At 63.3% G+C, this 16,390-nt stretch carries 12 protein-coding genes; 7 read left to right on the top strand and 5 right to left on the bottom strand.

Annotated features, from left to right (window positions below):
• Positions 1-392 precede the first annotated feature (392 nt).
• The 6 genes from EWM57_RS13935 to EWM57_RS13910 all read left to right on the top strand — a co-directional run bounded on the left by EWM57_RS13935 (position 393) and on the right by EWM57_RS13910 (position 7,740).
• On the top strand, positions 393-2,456 hold the full coding sequence (locus EWM57_RS13935) for a BatA domain-containing protein (RefSeq protein WP_165370516.1): 2,064 nt from the start codon (positions 393-395) through the stop codon (positions 2,454-2,456).
• 63 nt (positions 2,457-2,519) lie between these two features.
• Positions 2,520-3,047 (top strand): DUF4199 domain-containing protein, encoded by a 528-nt coding sequence (locus EWM57_RS13930; RefSeq protein WP_129921765.1) that lies wholly within the window; start codon positions 2,520-2,522, stop codon positions 3,045-3,047.
• A gap of 46 nt (positions 3,048-3,093) precedes the next feature.
• The gene (locus tag EWM57_RS13925) at positions 3,094-3,621 is read left to right on the top strand and encodes a DUF4199 domain-containing protein (RefSeq protein ID WP_129921764.1); all 528 of its coding nucleotides are present in this window, start codon (positions 3,094-3,096) and stop codon (positions 3,619-3,621) included.
• Positions 3,622-3,625: 4 nt separating this feature from the next.
• Entirely contained in the window at positions 3,626-4,600 is a 975-nt protein-coding gene (locus EWM57_RS13920) for a glycosyltransferase family 2 protein (RefSeq protein WP_242510072.1), read from the top strand.
• A 147-nt stretch (positions 4,601-4,747) separates the two neighbouring features.
• Positions 4,748-5,908, top strand: coding sequence for a glycosyltransferase (locus EWM57_RS13915; protein WP_129921762.1), 1,161 nt, complete (start codon positions 4,748-4,750; stop codon positions 5,906-5,908).
• A gap of 74 nt (positions 5,909-5,982) precedes the next feature.
• Complete coding sequence (locus EWM57_RS13910) at positions 5,983-7,740, top strand: T9SS type A sorting domain-containing protein (RefSeq protein WP_129921761.1); 1,758 nt, start codon at positions 5,983-5,985, stop codon at positions 7,738-7,740.
• Here EWM57_RS13910 and EWM57_RS13905 read toward each other — a convergent pair.
• The 3 genes from EWM57_RS13905 to purB form a co-directional block, all read right to left on the bottom strand.
• Entirely contained in the window at positions 7,737-8,846 is a 1,110-nt protein-coding gene (locus EWM57_RS13905) for a glycosyltransferase family 9 protein (RefSeq protein WP_129921760.1), read from the bottom strand. The genes EWM57_RS13910 and EWM57_RS13905 overlap by 4 nt on opposite strands.
• Positions 8,847-8,994: 148 nt before the next feature.
• Entirely contained in the window at positions 8,995-10,668 is a 1,674-nt protein-coding gene (locus EWM57_RS13900) for a T9SS type A sorting domain-containing protein (RefSeq protein ID WP_129921759.1), read from the bottom strand.
• Between the two features lie 48 nt (positions 10,669-10,716).
• The gene (gene purB, locus EWM57_RS13895) at positions 10,717-12,081 is read right to left on the bottom strand and encodes an adenylosuccinate lyase (RefSeq protein WP_129921758.1); all 1,365 of its coding nucleotides are present in this window, start codon (positions 12,079-12,081) and stop codon (positions 10,717-10,719) included.
• A gap of 165 nt (positions 12,082-12,246) precedes the next feature.
• On the opposite strand from purB, the gene EWM57_RS13890 reads away from it, so the two are divergent.
• Positions 12,247-14,391: a transglycosylase domain-containing protein gene (locus tag EWM57_RS13890; RefSeq protein ID WP_165370515.1), complete on the top strand. Its 2,145-nt coding sequence runs from the start codon at positions 12,247-12,249 to the stop codon at positions 14,389-14,391.
• Between the two features lie 73 nt (positions 14,392-14,464).
• Here EWM57_RS13890 and EWM57_RS13885 read toward each other — a convergent pair whose 3' ends face one another.
• Entirely contained in the window at positions 14,465-15,325 is an 861-nt protein-coding gene (locus tag EWM57_RS13885; protein ID WP_129921756.1) for a methylated-DNA--[protein]-cysteine S-methyltransferase, read from the bottom strand.
• 91 nt (positions 15,326-15,416) lie between these two features.
• Positions 15,417-16,346 (bottom strand): TerC family protein, encoded by a 930-nt coding sequence (locus EWM57_RS13880; protein WP_129921755.1) that lies wholly within the window; start codon positions 16,344-16,346, stop codon positions 15,417-15,419.
• Positions 16,347-16,390 lie beyond the last annotated feature (44 nt).

The following is a 16,390-nucleotide window of genomic DNA, read 5'->3' as shown; positions in this document are numbered from 1 at the left end:
CACCCCCCGCGCACGCGCGCCGGCCCCGTGCCGCGCGCGCCGGCTCTCCCCCGCGCCCGGCCGGGTGCCCCCGCCGCCGCCGGCTAGCCGCCGCGGGACGGGGCAGGCAGGATAAGCTCCCCTCGTAAAACCGCCCCAGTCGTACTAAACGGCTGGGGCGGTTGTGGTGTTATATACATAGGCTGCTTGCTGCTTGACGAATCGGATGGAGACGGCTACGAATCCGTGAGGCTAGAGGCGAGATAAGGGCTCGTTACCTCTAACCAAGCCAACCTTGCTGGAATCTGTAGCTCAATTGTGGGCAGAAATGCGCTAGCTGTAGTATGGAGAAAGGTAATGCAGCGTGGCAGAGGATAATTTGTCTCTATCTTCACGGACTTACGCACTACTACATGACGTTTACCTATCCGTGGTTTTTGCTGGGGTTGCTGGCGGTCGGCATTCCGGTTGCCATTCATTTATTTGAGCTCCGGCGGCCACAGCGGCTACTCTTTACCAACGTTGGGTTTATCCGCGAAATCAAGCTGGTAACGGCGCGGCAGCGGAAAGTTAAGCATCTGCTGGTGTTGCTGGCCCGGATTTGCTTCGTGGTGTTTCTAGTACTGATGTTCTGTCAGCCGTTTATTCCGGCTGCGCGCCCTGATGCCGGCACCGGCGGGGCTGGGGCAGTGGCAACCGTAGTCGACACTTCGCCCAGTATGCAGGCGCTCAGTGATACTGACCAGCCCCTATTCGAGCGTGCCGTCAGTGAGGCGCGAGAATTACCGGCAGCTTATCCCGCAAGCACACGGTATTCGCTGCCTGGCAACAACACCCAACTGTCGGCGGCGGCATTCCGAAGTGCGGTTGATGCGCTTGCCGTGTCGGGGGCGGCGCCCTCGGTAGCGGGGCAGGTCGAGCGGCTGAAAGCCCGGGGTAAAGCTGGGCAGCTATTTGTCTTCTCAGATTTCCAGAAGAACAGCTTTACGCCGCGGCAACTGGTAGCCGACTCCGCTCAGCAAGTATTTCTGGTGCCGCTGGGCGGTAAGCCGACGCAGAATGTGTTTGTGGACAGCGTGCTGTTGGACGACGCCTTCGTGCGAACCGGAACTGATATCAGCCTGCGGATTCGGCTGCGCAACGGTGGCAGTGTGGCGGCTCCGGATTGTCAGGTGAAAGTGTTTGTCGGGCCGCAGCAGGTGGCTGCCTACCGCACGGCCGTAGCGGCCCGTAGCACGGCTATATCGACCATCCGACTCCGCCTGAACGACGCGGCGTTGCAGACCTGCCGCGTGGAGCTGGAGGACTTCCCGGTGACGTTTGATAACACCTATTACTTCACCCTGCAGCCTTCCCCCCGGATTCGGGTGCTGGACGTGAGCCCGGACGCCGGGGACAACACGCGCCGGCTGTATGGTAACGAGCCGCTGTTTGCCTACTCCGGCAGCCAGCCCCAGCGCCTAGACTACAGCGCCCTAGCGGCAGCGAATATGATTCTGCTCCAGGAAGTTCCTCAAGTGGACGCGGGACTGCGCGAGGCCGTGCGCCAGCGGGTGCAGCAGGGAGCCACGGTGGTTATCGTGCCGCCGGCCGCGGCGGCAGTGCGCGCTTCCTATGACCAGCTGCTGCGGGAGCTGGGAGTAGGTTCGGTGCAGTGGGAGACGTCGCCGTCGGGGGCACCGGTGCTGCGGGACGTGGCCCAGCCCAGCCTGCAGAATCCGTTTTTTCGGGATGTATTTGCCGGGCAAAGCCGGCAGGCCGTGATGCCAAAAGCGGCTCCGGTGCTGCGCTGGGCACGCTCGGGTACCGACGTGCTGCGCCTGCGCGACGGGGACGGCTACCTGGCCGGCTTCAGCAGCGGCCGGGGCCTGGTGTATCTGTTTGCGGCCCCGTTTAGCGGCGGCTATTCCGATTTTTCCAGCCACGCGCTGTTTGTGCCCGTGATGTACCGGCTGGCTATGCAAAGCTTCCGCACCGACCAGCGGCTGGCGTACCGGCTGAACGAAGGGACGGTGCCGGTAGCGCTGGGCGCCGACGAAGCCCGCAGCCAGGTGCGGGAAGCCGTAGTGAAGCTGGTGCAGGACAGCCTGACGTTCAGTCCCAGCCAGCGGATGCAGGCGGGCGTGTTGCGGTTTGAGGTGCCGGCCGGTATGAAGGAGCCGGGCTTCTACTCGCTCACCCGCAACGGCAAGCCCCTCACCACGCTGGCTTTCAACGTCGACAAGCGGGAATCGGACTTGGCCAGCTACTCGGCGGCGGAACTGCGGCAGCTCATTGGCCCGAACCACCCCAACGTGCAGGTCTACGAAACCGGCCTGGGACAGTCGGTGGCGGCCCAATACAAGGCGGAGCGCGTGGGTACACCCCTGTGGCGCTACTGCCTGTGGCTGGCGTTGGCGAGCCTGCTGGCCGAGGTGCTGCTGCTGCGCTGGCAAGGTCGGGTGCGGAAAACGGAGCCCGTGGCGGTGGCCGCCTGAGCCCGGGCGCGGAAGTAGTTTGCGCAAACTCTTCTAACTTGCCGCCTTACTCTAACATGACGCGTGGAATCTTCTATTTCGCCCGATAAACCGGTATTGCGCACGGCCCTGCTCTTCGGCGGGGGCGCCGGCCTGCTGAGTGGGCTCTGGGTGCTGGGCCTGTACCTGACCGACAACGACCCGTTTGGTCCCAAAAAAATCATGGCCCTGTTCCTGCTGCTGGCCGTGCCGGTGGGGCAGTGGAGCCTGCGCCGGTACTTTCGGCCCGAGGGCCCGGGGCTGAAGCGCGCCGTGGGAGTAGGCCTGCTGATAACCATCTTTATGGCGGTGCTGTCGGCGGCCAGCGTGTACGGGCTGGCGCGGGTGGCCGGCCCGGCGCAGCTTGAGCGCAGCAAAGCCGAAATGATTAAGATTGCCGAGGGCACCAAGGCGCTGTATCTGCGGCAGAAGGGGGGCAAGGCCCAATACGAGCAAACGATTCAGGGCCTGCAGCAGCTCGACGAGCAGAGCCTGACCACGGACGACTTTATTAAGAAATTCCTGTTGGGAGTGCTGTTGAGTGTGCCAGGAGGGATTTTCTTTCGGAAATAGTATCACCCAATTCTTTCCTTTCTCTCCAAACCCTTCCCTACTCCCCATGGAAAACACGTCTACTCCCTCCGTTACCACCACCTCCGTTGCCTTGCGCTATGGCTTACTGACGGGCCTGGCCTCGATTATCTTCTCCTTTATCCTGATGGCCACCGGCCAGGAAACCAACGTGCCACTGAGCATGCTGGGCCTAGTTATCTGGGTGGTGGGCGTGGTAATGGCGCACAAGTTTTTCAAGGCCAACAACGGCGGCTTCATGTCCTACAGCCAGGGCCTGGGCATCGGCACCATTATTTCGCTGGTGTCCGGGGTGATGGGCGCCATCTTCCGCTACGTCTACACCGAGTTTATCGACTCTTCCTCCACCCAGCGCGCCGTGGAAGCCATGCGGGCCAAACTGGAGGCGGATGGCATGGACGACGCGCAGATTGACAGCGCCGTGGCCATGTCGCAGAAGTTCAGCTCCGGACCGATGGCCATTGTCTTTGCCATTCTGGGCTCGATTCTGATTGGCTTTATTCTGTCGTTGATTGTTTCCGCCGTCACCAAAAACACCCGCCCCGAGTTTGAGTAAGCGTTTGTCCCCGCATTTCCCCGTTGAGCTGTCCATCGTCATTCCCCTGCTCAACGAAGCCGAGTCCCTGCCGGAGCTCACGCGCTGGATCAACCGGGTGCTGACCCAGCACGGGCTGACCTACGAGGTGATTCTGGTCGACGACGGCTCCACCGACGCGTCCTGGGACGTGATTGAGGAGCTGGCCCAGACCGACACCCACCTGCGCGGCATCCGCTTCAACCGCAACTACGGCAAGTCGGCGGCCCTGAACACGGCCTTCAAGGAGGCCGCGGGCCGGGTGGTGTGCACCATGGATGCCGACCTGCAGGACTCGCCCGAGGAATTGCCCGAGCTCTACCGCATGATTGTGGAGGACCGCTACGATCTGGTCAGCGGCTGGAAAAAGAAGCGCTTCGATCCGCTGAGCAAAACCATCCCGACCAAGCTCTTCAACGGCGTGACCCGACAGATATCGGGCATTCAGCTCCACGACTTCAACTGCGGCCTCAAAGCCTACGACCAGCGCGTGGTCAAGGGCATCGAGGTGTACGGGGAAATGCACCGCTACATTCCCGTCATTGCCAAGTGGAACGGCTTCGGCCGCATCGGCGAAAAGGCCGTCCAGCACCAGGAGCGCAAGTACGGCGTAACCAAGTTTGGGCTGGAGCGCTTCGTCTACGGCTTTCTGGATCTGCTCAGCATCACGTTCGTGAGCCGGTTTCGGCGGCGGCCCATGCACTTCTTCGGCACCATGGGCAGCCTCTCGTTTCTGGTCGGGATGCTGATTACGCTCTGGCTGGTGGGGCAGAAGTGGTATCTGGCCTTCCACAACCAGCACGCCCGCGGCGTCACCGACCAGCCCCTGTTTTTCCTGGCGCTGGTGGCCGTCATTGTGGGCGTACAGCTGTTTCTGGCCGGCTTTCTGGCCGAGATGGTCCAGCTCAGCGGCCCGCGCAAGAACCAGTACCTGATTCGGGAAAAGCTGAATATTGACTGACAAGATAACTTTTTAAACTGTCATCCTGAGCCTGCGAAGGACCTTATCACGTCAGCACGAGTCGTTGTTACGTCTCTCGTTCTGCCCTGGCAAGGTCCTTCGCAGGCTCAGGATGACAGTCGATTTTAGGGCTTAACCGATCTACGTATGAAAGTCGTCATCATCGGGCCGGCTTACCCGCTGCGGGGCGGGCTGGCTACCTACAACGAGCGGCTGGCCCGGGCTTTCCGCGCGGCCGGCGACGAAGTGCGGCTCGTCACGTTCAGTTTGCAGTACCCCGACTTCCTGTTTCCGGGCCAGACTCAATTCAGCACCGAGCCCGGCCCCGAGGACCTCGACATCGAAGTCAGCATCAACTCGGTGAACCCGCTCTCGTGGTGGACCGTGGGGGAAAAGCTGCGGCGCGAGAAGCCGGACCTGGTGATTTTCCGGTTCTGGCTGCCGTTTATGGGCCCGGCCCTGGGCTACATTGCCCGCCGCATCCGCCGCAACGGCCACACCCGCGTCGTGGCCATTACCGACAACGTGATTCCCCACGAAAAGCGCCCCGGCGACCGGGTGCTCACGCGCTACTTCCTCTCGGCCTGCCACGGTTTCGTGACCATGAGCCGCGCAGTGCTGGCCGACCTGCGCCGCCTGCACTTCAAGCAGCCCGCCCAGTACCAGCCCCACCCGCTTTACGACAACTTCGGCCCCCTCAAGCCCAAGCCCGCCGCGTTGGCGGCCTTGAAGCTCGACCCGCAGTTCGGCTACCTGCTGTTTTTCGGCTTTATCCGGGCCTACAAGGGCCTCGACATTCTGCTCGAAGCCTTTGCCGATGAGCGGCTGCGCGCTTTGCCCGTCAAGCTCATTGTTGCCGGCGAGTACTATGAGGATGCCGCGCCTTACGAGGCCCTCATCAAGCAGTACGACCTGGAAAGCCGCCTCGTGCGCGCCACCGACTTCATCCCGAACGAAAAGGTGGTCGACTATTTCTGCGCCGCCGACCTGGTGGTGCAGCCTTACAAAAACGCCACCCAGAGCGGGGTTTCGCAGATTGCCTACCACTTCGAGCGGCCCATGCTGGTCACCGACGTGGGCGGCCTAGCCGAGCTGATTCCCGATGGGGAAGTGGGCTACGTGGTCAAGCCCACGCCCAAGGCCATTGCCGACGCCCTCGTGGATTTCTACCAGCACCAGCGCGAAGCCGAATTCACCGCCGGGGTGTGGGCCAAGAAAAAGGAATTCTCCTGGAGCGAGATGGTGGCCGCGCTGAAGGCCGTGGGGCAGCCCGGCAAGTCTGATGCCCGTCAGCAGACTACATACTAACAAGCTGGTTTGGGTGATACGCAGCGAATAGGGCTTACTTTACAGAGTACTTCTATCCTTTCGTTCTTGTAGAGATGATTAATTTTATTCTACCACGATTTTTACGGTTAAGTAAAGGTGGACTGGTAGCCATGCTCTTATGGCTTGCCACTACCGTTTCGTTTGCCCAGGCGCCTGCCTGGCAGGCCGCAATAGCGGCTGGCCAGACCGGGGGCAACGCGCCCGCAATGAGCGCCACTGCCGCTGATGCGGCTGGCAATGTGTATTTAACGGGTTCTTTTCAGGGCACTGTCGTCTTTGGCAGCCTGACGCTAACCAGCGCCGGCTCGGAGGACGTTTTTGTTGTGAAGTGGAGTAGCGCTGCCCGGAGCTTTGTATGGGCGCTGCGGGCTGGCGGTCCGGGCCAAGACATTGCGAATGCTATTGCTGTGCGCGGAACCAGTATCTACATAGCCGGAAACTTCAGAGGCGCTACGGCCATGTTTGGCAACTCTGTGCTCACGAATGTGACCAGCAACAACCTTGATCCGGATATTTTTGTCGCCAAGCTCACGGATACTGGTCCAATGGCCTACTTTGACTGGGCCAAGCGGGCGGGCGGTACCGAAAGCGACTATGCCCATGCCCTGGCCGTCAATGGCTCAAGCGTTTACGTGGTTGGAGAATTCTACAGCCAGGCGGCCAGCTTTGGGGCTACTGTGCTCTCCAATGTGAGCAACAACAACTTCGGCGGCGACGTGTACGTGGCGAAGCTCCTAGATCAAGGAACAAGCACGGGCTTCGTTTGGGCGCAGCAGGCAGGGGGGCTCGATTATGACTATGGGCAGGGAGTAGTAGCGGATGGCAGCAGCGTGTACGTGACCGGTTACTTCTACAGCTCTGCGGCGGACTTTGGCACTACCACGCTGACCAACGCCAACACTGCCAGCAATAATACCACGGATGCCTACGTGGCCAAGCTTACCGATGCCGGCAGTACGGCCAGCTTCCAGTGGGCCCAACGCGCCGGCGGCCTGCAGAATGAGTACGCCAATGCTATTGGGCTGAAGGGCCCTAACGTGTACGTGACAGGAACGTTTGAGAGTAGTACGGCCAGCTTTGGCAGTTACGTTCTGGCCAACGCGGCGGGCACGGGCACGAGCGACATATTTGTAGCCAAGGTCGTGGATACCGGGACTACTGCCGGATTTGCCTGGGCGCAGCAAGCCGGGGGCGTCGGCAATGACTACGCCAATGGGATAGGGATTAGTGGTACCAGCATCTACGTAAGCGGCGGCTTTAAAGACCCCATATCCTTTCCGGCACTTACCACCCTTACCTCGGCTGGCCTGTACGACGTGTTTCTGGCCAAAGTGATTGACTCGGGCAGCAGTGCCCGCTTTGATTGGGTGCAGCAAGGGGGGAGCACCGGAGATGACAGCGCGAAGGGCGTGGCCGTAGGTGGAAAGCAGCTGCACTTGATTGGGGCAGGACCAATTCCCCTTGTGTTCGGCAGCCGAAGCATTCAGGGAATAGGGCGAGTCGGCTTCCTGGCGTCACTGACCGACAACACCATTCTGGCCACCGCCCCGGCCTGGCTGGAGGAAACTACAGTATACCCGAATCCCGGGCACGACCAACTGGCGGTTATGGTGCCCGGCGTGGCCACGGAGTCACAGGTGGCAATGCAGTTGACCGATTTGCTGGGCCGGGTGGTTTATCGTACGTCAGCGGCGCTGCCCAGCTCCGGCTTGCGGCATTACCTGGATGTATCAACGCTTAAGCCCGGCTTTTACTCCCTGCGCATCCAGGTCGGGACGAGCTATACTGTCCGAAAGCTCACAATTGATTAATTCCCAGCTAGCGTCGGCACGCTGGCCTGCACGGCTTCGAACACCTTCTGGGCGGGCAGCTCTTCCATGCAGCTGGTGCCGAGCTTGCAGGTGCCGCGGTAGAAGCACACGCAGGGCCGGTCGGGCTGCACGATCTGGCCGCGGCCGTAGAGGTCGAATTCGTAGGGGTTGAAGATGTTGTTCATCAGCACCGTGGGCTTCTGCAGGGCAATGCTGATGTGCATGGCCATGGTCACCTGGGTCACGATGCCATCCATCTGGTACATCAGGTTGATGAACTGCTCCAGGGGGAAGGTGCCCAGGTAGGCGGCGCCGGTGGCCGCGTGCAGGCGCTGGTTGCGCTCATCCTCGGCCGTGCCGCCGAGCAGCACCGGGGCATAACCGCCCTGTTGCAGCTGACCGATGAGCTCCACCCACTTCTCGTCGCTCCACAAGCGGGTGGTCCACCGGTCGCCGCAGCCGGTGTTGAGGCCGATGCGGGGCCGGCCCGTGGGCAACAGGCTCCAGTTGTAGCCCTTGTCCTGGTGGGTGTCGAAGACGTACTCCTCGTGGCGGAACTCGTAGCCGCAGAGCTCGAAGATTTCCTGGACGTAGGGCTTCTGGTTTTGCTGGCTGAGCTCGTCGAACACCCCGGTCAGGAACTTGTGGTTGGCCAGCCCATTGCCCGGCCAGGCCACGCCGAACTGCGGGTGCAGGGTGTAGCCAAACTTCTGGGTGGCCCGGATGGTGTCGTGCAGGGCGCAGGCTTCCTTGTCCTTGTCGAGATTGAAAAGCAAATCAAACTCCCGGACCTGCAGGTGGAGCACGCTGGGCAAGTCGAGCTTGAGAATCTCGTCGATGGCGTCGGCAGGCAAAATGGCGGGCGTGAGCGTGAGCCAGGTGATTTTGCTGTTCGGGTACTCCTGGCGCAGGCGGCGCAGCAGAGGCGTGGTGCGGATAACGTCGCCGATGGCCCCGAGCTTGATGATCAGGATGCGCTGCTGCACGGGCGCGTACACGGGGCAGCCGGCGCACTGGTAGCCGTGCTCCTTGTTGGGGCGGCAGGGAATATCACCACGGAAGTGGCGGCAGTCGGGATGAACCAGGGTACCGTTGAGAGAAGCCATGCGGGAGAGAGTATCCGGCAAAGGTAGCCGAAGGGGCGAAGCCGGCCGCAGGTAGCACGGAAAAAGCCGCCATCGGCAATGCCCACCATAAAAAAAGCCCCGGCCGCCGCGACGGGCAACCGGGGCTTTGGTGAAACGGCCGCGGACTTTACTCCACTACCAGCCGGCCGGAGGCCTCCCCGCAGCGCACCACGTACAGGCCGGGCGCGAGGCTCGTCACGTCGAGCGTGGTGGTAGTGGCCCCGGCGCGCAGCACCTGGCGGCGCACTTCCCGACCCAGGGCGTCGAGCACGAGCACGGGGCGGGCTTCGGGGGTGGCGGGCAGCGCGAAGGCAGCGGCGGTACGGGCCGGATTAGGCGTGAGCCGGAGAACTTCGGCCGCCACGGCCCGGTGGGTGCCCAGAGTCAGGCCGCTGGTGCGCGCCACGTAGAAGGCGTCATCGAGCGTGGAAGCCGTCAGGGAAGTCGAGCCGATGACGGTGGAGTTTTGGTAAATGCCGGCCACGGTGGCCTCGCCGGTGCTGGTCAGGGAAAGATTCAGAACGGCGTCGTTGTTGATGCCCCCGCCGCGCACGGCCTGGGTCCAGGCCGTACCAGCGCTGTTGAGGCGGGCCACAAACAGGTCGGCGGAAGAGGCGGCCGGGTTGGTATTGGTCAGCGTTACCGGCCCAAACGGGGCAGTGGCGCTGAAAAACAGGCCGCCGACGGTAGCCTGCCCGTTGGGGCTGATGGCCACGGCCAGGGCCGTTTCCGAGCCGGAGCCCCCGGCCCGCAGGGCCTGACTCCAGGTGCCGGCAGGCGTGAAGCGGGCGGCAAATACGTCGGAGGTGCCGTTCGTGGGGTCCGCGTTGGTCAGCGCAATAGTCCCGAAGCTGACGGCCGGGCTGCTGAAGGAGCCCACCACGGTGGCGTTGCCGGCCGCATCAATGACCACGCGCCGGGCCTGGTCGGAGAGGGGCCCGCCCACGCGCACGGCCTGGGTCCAGGTGCCGGTGCTGCCCAGGCGGGCCACAAAGGCGTCGTTGGTTTGCCCGCTGGCGTCCGCATTAGCCAGCGTGAAGCTGCCAACGCCCATCGAGGCACCCACAAACGAGCCCACCACGACGGCCGAGCCATCGGCGGCCAGGTCCACGTCTTCCGCCTGCTCATCGGCATTGCTGCCGGCCCGGGCGGCCTGGGTCCAGGTGCCGCTGGCGCTGAGGCGAGCCACAAATACGTCGGAGGTAGCGCCTGAGGGGTTGCTGTTGGCCAGGTTCAGGGTGCCGAAGCCGGCGGAAGGGCCGTAGAAAAAGCCCGCCACTACGGCGTTGCCGGCCGCATCCAGGGCCAGGGCCGCGGGGACGTTGGCCGCCAGGCTACCCCCCTGCACGGCCTGGGTCCAGGTGCCGCTGGCGCTGAGGCGGGCCACGAACACCTCCGCCCCGTTGGTGGTACCGACCCGGTTCAGGGTGGTGGGGCCAAACTGAGCCGCGGAACTGTAGAAGCCGCCCAGCACGGTAGCCGTACCGCTGGCGTCGAGGGCCAGGTCAATGGCGTAGTCTTCGGCAGGGCCGCCGGCGCGCACGGCCTGCGTGAAGGCGCCGGCACTGTTGAGGCGGGCCACAAACACGTCCCGGTTGCCCGCGCTGGTGAGCGTGGTCGAGCCCAGGGTGATGGTGCCGGTGAAGTCGCCTGCCACGACCGAGTTGCCGGCCGCGTCGGTGGCCGTGGCGTAAATGCGGGCGTAGCCGGCCCCCGTGGGCGCGGTGGCCCACTGCCAGCTCTGGGCCTGAGCAATTGCCGGCCCCAGCAGCAGGGCCGAAAGCAGTACGAGTCGATTCATAAGCGTAGGAATAAGGAAGGATGGAACAGTGTGGATAGGCCGGCGTCGTTACAGGCCCACGTAAGTGTGGGGGGTAATGGCGCGCAGCTCCTGCTTGACGGCCTCGCGGACATCGAGCGTGTCGATAAAGGTGCCGAGGCTGGCCTGGGAAATAGCTTCGCCGGTGCGGGTCAGGGCTTTGAGGGCGTTGTAGGGGTCGGGGTAGGCTTCGCGGCGCAGGATGGTCTGGATGGCTTCGGCCACCACGGCCCAGTTGGCTTCCAGGTCGCGGTGCAGGGCCGCTTCGTCGAGGGCCAGCTTGTCGAGGCCGCGCTGCAACGCCGTCAGGGCAATGAGGGTGTGGCCCAGGGGCACGCCCAGGTTGCGCAGCACCGTGGAGTCGGTCAGGTCGCGCTGCAGGCGGCTGATGGGCAGCTTGGCCGCCAGGTGCTCGAGCAGGGCGTTGGCCACGCCTAGGTTGCCCTCGGCGTTTTCAAAGTCGATGGGGTTCACCTTGTGGGGCATGGCCGACGAGCCCACTTCCCCGGCCTTGATGGTCTGGCGGAAGTAGCCCAGCGAAATGTACTGCCACACGTCCCGGGCCAGGTCGATGAGAATCGTGTTCAGGCGCTTGAGCCCGTCGCAGGTGGCGGCCAGGTGGTCGTAGTGCTCAATCTGGGTCGTGGGCTGGCTGCGGTGCAAACCTAAGCGGTTCTGCACAAACACGTCGGCAAACTGCTTCCAGTCGACCTGCGGATAGGCGACCAGGTGGGCATTCATATTGCCGGTGGCCCCGCCGAACTTGGCCCCGAAGGGCACCTGAGCCAGCAGCTCCACCTGGGCGTCGAGCCGGGCCACAAACACCTGGATTTCCTTGCCCAGGCGGGTGGGAGAGGCCGGCTGACCGTGGGTGCGGGCCAGCATGGGCACGGCTTCCCAGTCGGTGGCGCGGGTGGCCAGCTGGTTGCGCACCTGGGCGTAGGCCGGCAGCAGCACCCGCAGCAGCGCCTGCTGCAAGCTCAGCGGCACGGCCGTGTTGTTGATATCCTGGGACGTGAGGCCGAAGTGAATAAACTCCAGGTACTGCCCCAGGCCCAGGGCCTGAAACTGGTCGCGCAGGAAGTACTCCACCGCCTTCACGTCGTGGTTGGTGACCCGCTCGTGGGCCTTCACCGCGTCGGCATCGTCGAGGGAAAAGTGCTGGTAGAGGCCGCGCAGAGCCGGAAAAACCGCCTCGTCGACCTCCGCCAGCTGGGGCAGGGGCAACTCGCAGAGGGCAATGAAGTACTCGACCTCAATCAGCACCCGGTAGCGGATCAGGGCCAGCTCGGAGAAGTACGGGGCCAGCGGGATTGTCTGGCGGCGGTAGCGGCCATCGAGGGGCGAAACGGCAGTCAGGGGCGAGAGAAGGGCGAAGTCGGCAGCAGCAGTCATGCGGGAAGGAAACAAAGTTGGCCAGGGAGCGTCAAAGGTAGCGAATGAGGGCGCGGGGCAAACTCAGGCAAGGGCCTTTTTCGCTACCTTTGGGCTCCGAGCGGCGGTGGGTTTGGCCCGAATATGGCAGGCCCGGCCGCACTTTCCTTTCCTCTACTTGCTCGCGTGACTTCAGCAACCAAAAAGAAAATAGCTATTGGCCTGGGCATCTTGGTGGTGTTGCTGGGCGTGGCCCTGGGCGTGTTTCTGCTCAAGCGCCAGGAGCTGCTCACCTATGCCCTGCAGCAGGTGAAGGCCAAGGTGGAGCGCAAGTACCCCGTGGCCTTGACCCTGGGCCCGGCCCGCTTCACCGACCTGAACACGGTGCAGATTGACGGCATGAGCCTGGTGCCCAAGGCCCAGCCCACCGACACGCTGCTCAAAGCCCGGCTGATGACCGTCTCGCTGAGCGTGCGGTCCTTGTTTGCGGGCCGGCCGGTGTTCAGCAACCTCGAAATCAGCGACGCCCGCCTGACGGCCCGCAAAACGGCTCATTCCGACAACTACTCCTTTCTCTACAAAAAGAAAGGCAAGCAGCCCGAAGTGCCCCGCGACACGACCAAGGGCACCAACTACGCCCTGCTGGCCAACCAGCTGCTCGAGGCCAGCTTCGACAACGTGCCCGGCCAGGCCGACTTCCGCAACTTCCTGGTCACCTACAACAGCCCCCGCCACCAGGCCCGCATCACCATGCCGCGCCTGGCCATTGAGGACGGCGACATCAACGGGCAGCTCACGGCCGTTATCGACTCGGTGGAAAACCGCGTGGGGGTGCAGGGCCACATCGAGCCCGGCGACTACGCCCTGGCCGCCGAGGTGTTCGGCCTCAACCGCCGCCCCGTGACCTTGCCCTACGTGTTGCGCCGCTACGGGGCCCGGGTGCAGTTCGATACGCTGCGCTTCAGCCTCACCGACAAGGACCTGGCCGACGACGAGCTGACCGTGCGCGGCACGGCTTCGGCGGCCAACTTCATCGTCAACCACCCTAAGCTCTCCGACCGGGACGTGCGCTTCCCGCGCGGGGGCATCGACTTCGTGGCCCGGCTGGGGCAGGCCTTCGTGGCCCTGGACAAGGGCACCAAGGTGACGCTCAACCGCATGGAGTTCTTCCCCGTCATCAGCATCCGCAAGCTGCCGCTGAACCAGCGGGTGGTGGGTCGGGAAGTCAACGGGGTGCGCAACCGCCGCGAGGCGCTGGCGGGCCTGCAGGTGAAGGCCGATATTCAGTCGGCCGAAACGGCAGCCAACACGTTCTTCGCGGCCCTGCCCGAGGGCATGTTCAACACCCTGGAAGGCATGCAGGGCGAAGGCACGCTCACCTACAAGATGCACCTGGCCCTGGACATGAACCAGCTCGACAGCCTGCAGTTCAGCTCGGGCCTGACGCCGAAAAACTTCCGCATCACCCGCATGGGTGCCGAAGACCTCAACAAGCTCAACGAGGAGTTTCGCTACACGGCCTACAACGACAAGGGTGACTCCATCAAAACCTTCGCCGTGGGACCTTCCAACCCCGAGTTCGTGCGCTACGACGAAGTGTCGCCCTACCTGAAGGCCGCCATCATGACGGCCGAGGACCCGCGCTTCCTGACCCACCGGGGCTTTATGGAAAAGGCCTTCGTGAAGTCGGCCATTCAGAACATCAAGGAAAAGCGCTTTGCCCGCGGCGGCAGCACCATTTCGATGCAGCTGGTGAAGAACGTGTTTCTGACCCGGCAGAAAACCGTGACCCGCAAGATTGAGGAAGCCCTGATTGTGTGGCTGCTCGAAAACACCCGGCTCGTGCCCAAGGAGCGCATGTTTGAGGTGTATTTGAACATCATCGAGTGGGGCCCAAAAATCTACGGGGCCTCGGAAGCGTCGAAGTTCTACTTCGACAAGCAGCCGGCCAACCTGAACCTGTCGGAAAGCCTGTACTTGGCCAGCATCATTCCGCGGCCCAAGTACTTCAGCCGCTCGTTCAACCAGTACGGGGAAATGCGCAGCAGTGCCCGCTACTTCCACCACCTGATTGCCGATTTGATGGTGCGCAAGGGCCTGATCGGGCAAAACGACCGGGAGACGCTGACCTACAACCTGAGCTTTCCCGGCCGTGCCCACGGCTCCATCTTCCGCGCCGTGCGCCCCGATACCACCCGCACCGTGCTGGCCGCCGACTCCTCGCAGTTTGAGCCCCTCAACCTGATTGACCTGCTCGGGGGGCAGGCCCCGGATGAGGGCGTGAATACGAACACCGCTCCGCCCGCTGAAGAGCCCAAGCCCAAGCAGTAAGCGGGCCGCAGCCAACAAAAAGCCCCGCCGAATTTCGTCCGGCGGGGCTTTTTGTTTTCGAGAATACCTGAGGTCAAGCCAAGGACGGCAGATCTACCCGGGCGGCTTCCCAGCCCAGCAGGGCCTGCTTGCGCAGGCTGCCCCAGCGGTAGCCGCCTGGTCCGCCGTGCTGCTGAATCACGCGGTGGCAGGGAATCAGGTAGGCAATGGCGTTGGCGCCCACGGCTCCCCCCACGGCTTGGCTGGCCCCGGGCTGCCCGAGGGCGGCGGCCACGTCGCGGTAGGACACTACGGCCCCGGCCGGAATCCGCAGCAGGGCTTCCCACACCTTGATCTGAAAGTTAGTACCCCGGAGTAGCAGGGGCAGGGGCTGGGCGTCGGCGGCAGGCGGGGCAAAAAGCTGGGCAGCCACGGCGGCCGTGCGGCCGGGGTCGGCGAGCAGGTTGGCCCGGGGCCAGGAGGCAGCCAGGGCGGCCAGGGCCGGCTCCCGCTCCGCCGCCGGCTGAAACGACAGGCCGCAGATGCCCCGGTCGGTGAGGCTGAGCAGGGCTTCGCCGAAGGGCGTGGGGTGAAAGCCGTAGTGAATCGTGAGGCCAGCGCCCTGGGCCCGGTACTCGGCCGGCGTCATGGCCTCGTAGGTCACGAACAGGTCGTGGAGGCGGCCGGCGCCCGACAGGCCGGTTTCGTACGTGGCCGCCAGCAGGCTGCCCGACTCGGAGAGCACCTGGCGGGCGTACTCCTTGGTCAGGAAGCGCAGAAACCGCTGGGGGCTGGTGCCGGCCCAGCGGGTAAACAGGCGGGTGAAGTGAAACGGGCTCAGGTGCACGTGGGCCGCAATCTGCTCCAGGGACGGCTGCTCCGTGACGTGGGCGGCAATGAAGGCAATGGCCTGTTCGACACGGGCGTAGTCGAGGGCGGCTTGGGAGGAAGACATGGCAGAAAAGCAGGGGTGAGGAGGCAAAAGTACGGGCCCCGGCCGCCGGCTTCAACCCGAATCTTGCGGGATTAGAGCGGGCAAAAAATGCTTACTCGGCCAGCTTCTCCCGCTTCGGAAAAATCAGGGATACCACCACCGATACCACCAGAATCAGCCCCACCACGGCCAATGACAGCAGCATGGGCAGCTCGTAAAGCTCGGCCAGCAGCAGCTTGCCCCCGATAAACATCAGAATCAGGGACAGGCCGTAGTGCAGGTAGTGAAACAGCTTCATCAGGCCCGCCAGCGCAAAGTACAGAGCCCGCAAACCCAGTAGCGCAAACACGTTGGACGTGTAGACGATAAACGTGTCGCGGGAAATGGCCAGAATGGCCGGAATCGAGTCGACGGCGAACAGCACGTCGGTGGTTTCGACCATCACCAGCACGATGAACAGGGGCGTGGCAAAGAGCAGCTTTTCCTTGCGCACGAAAAACTTACCCCCTTCCAGCTTGCTGGTAATGGGCAAATGGCGACTCAGAAACTTGACGACGGGGTTGCTGTCGGGGTCAATTTCCGGGTCGCCGGCGCTGGTTGCCATCTTGATGCCGGTGTACACCAGAAAGGCGCCCAGCACGTACATCAGGAAGTGAAACTTGGCCAGCAGCGCCGCCCCGGCCAGAATAAAGATGGCCCGCAGCACCAGCGCCCCGATAATGCCCCAGAACAGAATCTTGTGCTGGTACTGCAGCGGCACCTGAAAGTAGGTGAAGATGAGCAGGAACACGAACAGATTGTCCACGCTCAGCGACTTCTCAATCAGGTAGCCGGTCAGAAACTCCAGCCCCGCCTGCTTGCCCAGGTAGCGGTAAACGAGGTAGTTAAACGTCAGGGACAGGGCAATCCAGAAGCTGCTCCAGCCCAGGGCCTCCCGAATCGAGACGACGTGCGCCTTGCGGTTGAACACGAGCAGGTCGAGCATCAGCATCGCCAGCACGAAGGCATTAAAGCCTACCCAGAAGACAGGAGTGATTTCCATTAGCTCCCCAAGATAGCACACTCCCGGTAGGACGCCCTATGCGC

The sequence above is a fragment of the Hymenobacter persicinus genome (assembly GCF_004167665.1).
Lineage (GTDB): Bacteria > Bacteroidota > Bacteroidia > Cytophagales > Hymenobacteraceae > Hymenobacter > Hymenobacter persicinus.
This window is presented reverse-complemented; position numbering and strand designations above follow the sequence as displayed.